7 protein-coding genes are annotated in these 5,845 nt (G+C 68.5%); 4 read left to right on the plus strand and 3 right to left on the minus strand.

From position 1 onward, the window contains the following. Nucleotides 1-107 (minus strand): TerD family protein (locus RCO28_RS39165; RefSeq protein WP_308946150.1); only part of this gene is annotated, 107 nt, incomplete at its 3' end. Nucleotides 108-254: 147 nt separating this feature from the next. Further along, on the minus strand, nucleotides 255-521 hold the full coding sequence (locus tag RCO28_RS39170) for a GlsB/YeaQ/YmgE family stress response membrane protein (RefSeq protein ID WP_308946190.1): 267 nt from the start codon (nucleotides 519-521) through the stop codon (nucleotides 255-257). A 204-nt stretch (nucleotides 522-725) separates the two neighbouring features. On the opposite strand from RCO28_RS39170, the gene RCO28_RS39175 reads away from it, so the two are divergent. From RCO28_RS39175 to RCO28_RS39190, 4 genes are all read left to right on the plus strand, one after another. Next, entirely contained in the window at nucleotides 726-1,133 is a 408-nt protein-coding gene (locus RCO28_RS39175; RefSeq protein WP_308946191.1) for a BlaI/MecI/CopY family transcriptional regulator, read from the plus strand. Nucleotides 1,134-1,139: 6 nt separating this feature from the next. Further along, the gene (locus RCO28_RS39180) at nucleotides 1,140-2,078 is read left to right on the plus strand and encodes a M56 family metallopeptidase (protein ID WP_308946193.1); all 939 of its coding nucleotides are present in this window, start codon (nucleotides 1,140-1,142) and stop codon (nucleotides 2,076-2,078) included. 251 nt (nucleotides 2,079-2,329) lie between these two features. Continuing rightward, nucleotides 2,330-3,607: an LCP family protein gene (locus RCO28_RS39185; protein ID WP_308946194.1), complete on the plus strand. Its 1,278-nt coding sequence runs from the start codon at nucleotides 2,330-2,332 to the stop codon at nucleotides 3,605-3,607. Between the two features lie 178 nt (nucleotides 3,608-3,785). Further along, nucleotides 3,786-4,316, plus strand: coding sequence for a DUF1707 domain-containing protein (locus RCO28_RS39190; RefSeq protein ID WP_374991334.1), 531 nt, complete (start codon nucleotides 3,786-3,788; stop codon nucleotides 4,314-4,316). A 310-nt stretch (nucleotides 4,317-4,626) separates the two neighbouring features. On the opposite strand, the gene RCO28_RS39195 is transcribed toward RCO28_RS39190, so the two are convergent. Next, nucleotides 4,627-5,496 carry an IS5 family transposase gene (locus RCO28_RS39195; RefSeq protein ID WP_308946197.1) on the minus strand — a complete coding sequence of 290 codons (870 nt, stop codon included), beginning with the start codon at nucleotides 5,494-5,496 and terminating at the stop codon, nucleotides 4,627-4,629. Between the last annotated feature and the right edge of the window lie 349 nt (nucleotides 5,497-5,845).

Below are 5,845 nucleotides of genomic sequence, written 5' to 3' on the forward strand. Positions count from 1 at the left end.
CCGGTGGTGGTGCGTACGTCCCAGCCCAGGCCGACCAGGACGGCGGTCAGCCCCGGGGCTTCCTTGCTGAGGGATACGTTGCCGCCCTTGGCGAGGGAAACTCCCACTGCTCTCCTCCTCGTTACGTGATGACTTCCCGGCCCGTCGCAGGGCCCGGGATCATGAATCTACAGGAGTGTAGAAGCCTCGAACAGGGTGTCACGGTGTGGCGGGTCGCTCTCGGAGTGTGTCGACCGGCGTCCGGATCGGGCCGGTCAGTCGCGGGAGTTGCCGAAGAGCAGTCGGTAGCCGATCAGGAGGACGAGTGCGCCCGCGATGGCGGAGCCCCAGGTGGCCGCATCGAAGAACTCCTTCTCGACGGGGCGGTCGAGGACGGTCGCGGAAAGCCAGCCGCCCACGAAGGCTCCGGCCACACCGATGAGAGTGGTGCCGAGCAGTCCGCCCGGGTCGCGGCCCGGCAGTAGGAGCTTGGCTATGGCTCCGGCGATTAGGCCCAGGATGATCCAGCTGACGATGCCCATGCCTTCTTTCGTCCCTCCGGTCGGTCTCAACAGGCTTGTTGGGGTAGGAGGTTGAGATGTACCCTCCGTCAGACTATCTACAACTGTGTAGAGGAATCCTTGGGGGCGTCGCGTCCCGAACGCCGGGCTGGACCTGTCAGGGCCATTACGATGAGCCGCCGCCCGCGTGGAGTTGCGGGGCGGCACGGTCGGAGGGAGGCAGGTATGGCACACCGTGATCGGGGCGGCCGGGACGAGCAGCCGAGATCCCGGCGGGGGCAGGGGGAGCTGGAGGCGCAGGTGCTGTCGGCCCTGCGGCAGGCCCCGGGCCCGGTGACCGCCGGCTGGGTGCAGGAGCGGCTCGGCGCCGGCCTTGCTTACACCACCGTGATGACCATCCTGACCCGCCTTCTGGCCAAGGAGGCTGTGTCTCGCAAGCGGGATGGGCGCTCGTTCGTCTGGACTCCGGCCGCGGATGAAGCGGGACTCGCCGCTCTGCGGATGCGCAAGGTCCTGGACGGGGAGAAGAACCGGGAAGCGGTCCTGGCCAGCTTCCTCACCGCGCTGCCTGAGAGCGATGAACAGATCCTTCGGGAGCTGCTGAGCGCGGCCGAAGGCGATCCGGAGGACTGACGCCCCGTGGGGATCTTCGTATTCCTGCCGTTGGTGCTGCCGCTGACCGCCTGGCCGATCGCCCGCCTCGCCGAGCAGCACCTGCATCCGCGCACGGCCACGCGGCTGCTCGCGTGGGTGGCCGGGCTGATGGCCGTGTGCAGCACCCTGTGCCTGGGGCTCCTCGTCGTCGTCGGCACCGCGCAGCTGCCCGGCAACCCGCTGCCGGACGGCTGGTCGGACCCGGAAGTGCGCGCGGCGGTTCCCCACGACGAGATCGCGGGCAGGGCCTCGATCCCCGTCCTCATACTCGTCGCCGCCGCCTGCGGCAGGACGCTGTGGCGCCACCGCCGGGTGCGCCGCAGGGCGTGGGCCGCCCTGGCCGGCCTCCCGGACTCGCCGGTGGCGGTCCTGCCGGACGAAGCCCCGTACGCGTACGCGCTGCCCGGCGCGGCACAGCGGGACGGGCGGATCGTCGTGACGACCGGCATGCTGTCCTGCCTCAACTCCGCAGAGCGGCGCGCCCTGTTCGCCCACGAGCGCGTCCACATCGCCGGTCGTCACCACCGGTATCTGCTTGCCGTCCAGCTGGCCGCGCGGGCCAACCCCTTCCTGCGCCCGCTGCGTACGGCGATGTCCTACGCGGCGGAGCGCTGGGCCGACGAGGAGGCCGCCCGCGCGGTGGGCAGCCGCAAGGCCGTGGCCCGCGCCATCGGCAAGGCAGCCCTGGTCTCGCAGGGGACGCCCGGCCCGACGCTGGCCGGCTTCGCCGAGCCGGGGCCAGTCCCGCGCAGGGTCGCCGCGTTGCTCGGGCCCGCACCCGTCGCGCGGGTCTGGCCGCCGGTCTGGACGGCGGCGGGCCTCGCGACCTGGACCGCGGCGGGCGGTACGGCGCTGTCGGCGATGTCCTCGGCGAACTCCGCGGTCACGCTGTTCTTCGTCCTGCATGCGGCGACGCCTCTCTAGACGTCCCTGCGGTCGCGTCGGCCGGGCTGTTTCTACGCCTGTGTAGAGTGCGGTCTTCTGTGGAGCCACGAGGCACCGCACGGAATCGACGGGGCAGGCCGCGTGCGGCCGGGGCGGTGGAGGTCGGCAGGGTGGGGCAACGGCGCAGTGTCCGGCGCGGCCGGGCTGGAAGCAGGGGGCGCGGGACGAGCCGGGGAGTACGGGCGACCCGTCGGGGCCGGATACTTCTGTGGGTCGCGGGCGTCTGCTCGGTGCTGATCCTCGGCGCGGCCGGCGCAGGCGTGTGGATCTACCAGGACCTCGACGGCAGCATCGGCGCCGCCGACATCGACAACAAGCTCGGCGAGGGCAGGCCCGAGAACCTCAGTCCCGGCTCGAAGAACATCCTCGTCGTCGGCTCGGACAGCCGGGACGGGGACAACGCCGGGTACGGCAAGGGCCTGACGACCATGCAGTCGGACACGTTGATGGTGCTGCACCTCGCGGCCGACCGGAAATGGGCCACCGTGGTCTCCTTCCCGCGTGACTCCTGGGTGCGGATACCCGCCTGCGACAAGGGCGACGGTACGAAGTCGAAGCCGCACCACTTCAAGATCAACGAGGCGTTCGCGGTGGGCGGCGCCACCGGGGAGGTCGCGGGCGCGGCGGCCTGCACGATCCGTGCGGTCGAGCAGAACACCGGACTGCGTATCGACCACTTCGTCTCCGTGGACTTCCAGGGTTTCAAGGGCATGGTCAACGCCCTCGACGGCATCGAGGTCTGCCCCGAGCAACCGATCCGCGACAAGAAGGCCCACCTCGACCTGGAGGCCGGCTGCCAGACGGTCAAGGACGAGGACGTGCTCGGCTACGTACGCACCCGCTACAGCGTCGGCGACGGCTCGGACCTTGGGCGCATCGGACGACAGCAGGAGTTCATGCGCGCCTTGGCCGACAAGGCGCAGGAGAAGCTGACCAGCCCCGGCGACCTGTACGACTTCCTCAAGGCCGCCACCGGCTCCCTGACCACCGACCGAGCACTCGCTGGCGTCAAACCCCTCTCCGGCCTGGCCTCCGAGCTCCAGGACATCCCCAAAGACCGGCTGACCTTCCTCACGGTCCCCAACTATCCGCGCCAGGCCGACGTTCCGTCCGACAAGGCCAACGTCGTTTGGCAATACCCCCAGGCTGCCCGGCTGTTCACCGCACTCGCCAAGGACGAGGAAGTCGACAAGAAGCGCCTGGAGCAGGAATCCAAGAACGCGGTGTACGCGCGGACCGTGCGTGTCCAGGTGCTCAACGGCACCGGACGCAGCGGCCTAGCAGGCAAGGTCGCCGAAGAACTGCGCGAGGCCGGCTACACCGTCGTCGGCACGGGCAACGCACCCGACGCTGCGACAACGACCCACATCACGTACCCGGCAGACCTGCGCCCACAGGCCGAAACACTGGCCTCCCGCCTGCCAGGAAGCCGCGCCGAACAACTGGGTGACGCTCCCGCAGGACTGGTGACGCTGGTGATCGGCAAGGACTTCGAAGCGGTGCGCTGAACGGGAGAGGGCGAATCGCCAGAAGGCTCTCGGCCGCGTTTGAGATGTGCAGTCCCAAACCCGCGCCGCCCACTAGCCACATATCCGTGCGGCCATGTCTGCCCAGCCTCCGGAGCCCTCTCCTCGCCCTGTTCCCTCAGGGGAGCTCCGCGCCTCTCATGACCACCGGGAAGAAGTGGTGGAACAGCTGCGCGACGCGGCCGCTGAAGAGCGAATCGATCTCGACGAGCTGGATCAGCGCCTGGAGCAGGCGCTGAAGTCCAAGACGCACGCGGAGTTGGCCGTTCTGACCGCCGACCTGTCGAAGCTGAGCACCTCTGCGAGCCTGTCGCCGCTGGCACTCAAGGACGCATGCATGGCGCGTCCAAGGCCCCGGGCGGCGGGAGGTTCCCGGACAGTGGTCGCTCGCGGGGGCATGGGCGGCGTGAAGATTGACTTCACCCGGGTTGAGTGCCTCCACACCGAGATCGCGGTGGAGGCGTACGGGGAGATGGCTGGTGTCACGATCGTCATCCCCGACGCCTGGGCAGCAGACAGCACTGGCATGGATCCCGGCGTCGACGGCCTGACGGACAAAACCGCTCCCGACCGGCTCCCGGGAACTCCGCTGATCCGACTCACCGGGGCCGGCGGCATGGCGGGAGTCATCATCCGCCACCCCAATCGCTGGGAACGGCGCAAGCTGCGCACCAACCCGATGCATTACTAGGCCCTGTCCGGAAGGTCATGGGAGCCAGGGACAGATCTGTCCGGCATCGGCTTCGGCAGCTTGCCTGGCGCGCCAGGGTGGCACCCGAACATCTCCTGCCCTTACACCTCCCCGCGTGCTGCTCAGACGTCGACATGCATGAGCTTCGCCCGGAGAGGGGTGGGTGGCGCAGGATCGGAAGGGGCGGGCAGCCGGGGAGGGATGCAAGCACGGTGCGTCTGGTGGCTCACACAACTGGGCCGTGCGGGCCGGCCGGCGGGTGCCCGGTCGGCCCGGGGCGCCGAGTCAGAGGTCGTTTCATCCTGTTGTTTCATCCCTGGATGCGGCTTTGATGGGCTGGTGTCGGGTCGCGCCAGGAGATGGTGTTCTCGCCGGTGAGGCGGCGGGACATGAGGTCGGTCATGGCTAGGTGAATCATGGCTTCGGAGCGGTGTGGGTGGGTTTCGTAGTCGCGGGTCAGACGGCGGTGGAGCATGAGCCAGCCGTAGGTCCGCTCGACGGCCCAGCGTTTCGGGATGGGGGTGAACCCTTTGACGCCGGGCACGCGTTGGACGATTTCGAGGTCGATGCCGAGGGTGGCGGCGTGCTCGACGAACTGCTTGCGGTAGCCGCCGTCGACCCAGACCTTGCGCAGGCCGGGATGGTCGGCGGCGGTCTGGTCCAGGAGGGTTTGCCCAGCGGTGGAGTCCTGGACGCCGGCTGCCGTGACCAGCACGGCCAGCAGCAGTCCGAGGGTGTCAGTGATGATGCTGCGCTTGCGGCCCACGATCTTCTTGCCCGCGTCGATGCCCTGGCTCTTGGCAGGCACGGAGGTGGAGGTTTTGACGCTCTGCGCGTCGATCACGCAGGCCGAGGGCTCGGGGCTCTTGCCTTCTTTCTGGCGCACCAATTCTCGCAGGAGACCGTTGAGCTGGGCGAAGACACCGTCCTTTTGCCACCTGGCGAAGTAGCCGTAGACGCTCTGGTGTGGCGGGAAGTCATGCGGCAGATAGGCCCACTGGCAGCCGGTGCGGTCCACGTAGAGGATCGCGTTCATAATCTCGCGCAGGTCATGCCGTGGAGGCCGGCCGAAGTCCAGGGCCCGACCGCGGCGTTCGAAGCGCCAGGCGGACAGGACCGGCTCGATCAACTCCCAGCGTGCATCGGACAGATCACTTGGATACGCACGACGTTCCGTCATGACCTGGGCATACCGCTGTGCGGGGGCGTGCGCCCAGGCGTGCAACCTGCCGCGTCGAAGCACGGGACACACTCGGGCGTCCTGGAATGAGACAGGCGCAAGCAGATCTCCGCCCCATCCATAACACCGTCAGCCTCACCAGATACAGCCGCCATCACAGCCTCGCCAGCAACACACCGGAAGGCAGAACAAACCCCAACAGACAACCGCACTCAAGATGAAAACGACCTCTCAGAGGTCGTTAAGTCCGATCTTCCTCGGTTCGTGATCGCTCGATCGTGGTACTGATCGCCGTACGAGGCGACCATTCGTCATGTGCATGCTGGGATGCGGGCATGGATCGAAGACC

The sequence above is a fragment of the Streptomyces sp. LHD-70 genome (assembly GCF_031157275.1).
GTDB lineage: Bacteria > Actinomycetota > Actinomycetes > Streptomycetales > Streptomycetaceae > Streptomyces.

Coding starts and splice junctions, on each gene's coding strand:
- RCO28_RS39170 (WP_308946190.1), bottom strand. CDS start 521: ATGGGCATCGTCAGCTGGATCATCCTGGGCCTAATCGCCGGAGCCATA.
- RCO28_RS39175 (WP_308946191.1), top strand. CDS start 726: ATGGCACACCGTGATCGGGGCGGCCGGGACGAGCAGCCGAGATCCCGG.
- RCO28_RS39195 (WP_308946197.1), bottom strand. CDS start 5,496: ATGACGGAACGTCGTGCGTATCCAAGTGATCTGTCCGATGCACGCTGG.